1 protein-coding gene is annotated in these 624 nt (G+C 56.4%); it reads left to right on the top strand.

Features of this window, described 5'->3' with window-relative positions:
* The first annotated feature begins 9 nt into the window (after positions 1 to 9).
* Positions 10 to 327 carry a thioredoxin TrxA gene (gene trxA, locus ACIGDJ_RS12445; protein WP_397504560.1) on the top strand — a complete coding sequence of 106 codons (318 nt, stop codon included), beginning with the start codon at positions 10 to 12 and terminating at the stop codon, positions 325 to 327.
* The last annotated feature ends 297 nt before the right edge of the window (positions 328 to 624 follow it).

Raw genomic sequence — 624 nt, 5'->3', positions numbered from 1 at the left:
AGCACCGATCTGAGCACACACCTCAGCGACGCGAGCTACGACGCCGACGACCGCCAGGCCGAAGGCGCTGGCCTGGTCGACTACTGGGCTGAATGGTGCGGCCCTTGCAAAATGATCGCACCGGTTCTGGACGAGATTGCCGAAACTTACAAAGGCAAGCTGACCGTCGCCAAACTGAACATCGACGAAAACCAGGAAACCCCGGCCAAGCACGGCGTGCGTGGTATCCCGACGCTGATGCTGTTCAAGAACGGCAACGTTGAAGCGACCAAGGTCGGCGCACTGTCGAAGTCGCAACTGGCGGCTTTCCTCGACGCCAACATCTGAGCGTCGCAGTAAAACGCTGAAAAAAGGCCCCGCAAATCGCGGGGCTTTTTGCGTATTCAGGGCTAGACGCTCCGAAACTCAGGTGGTACATTCGGCCCCGCACTGGTTTCTCCAATGCCCCCTGCTAGCCGTCGCCGACGCACTCCTTTTCGAATTAGTTCGCGATCCTGTCGCCTTCTCCGCGGCGCGGCCTCATTAAGCCAAAAGCTTAATTTCCCCCCTCCATAAATGATTACGTCATTCCTATATGAATCTGACTGAACTCAAGCAAAAGCCGATTACCGAACTGCTCGAATT

Origin of the sequence: Pseudomonas sp. NPDC079367, assembly GCF_044542195.1 — a bacterium.
In the GTDB taxonomy this organism is placed as follows: domain Bacteria; phylum Pseudomonadota; class Gammaproteobacteria; order Pseudomonadales; family Pseudomonadaceae; genus Aquipseudomonas.
The sequence above is the reverse complement of the archived record's forward strand: the minus strand, read 5'-3'. Positions and strand labels throughout refer to the sequence as shown.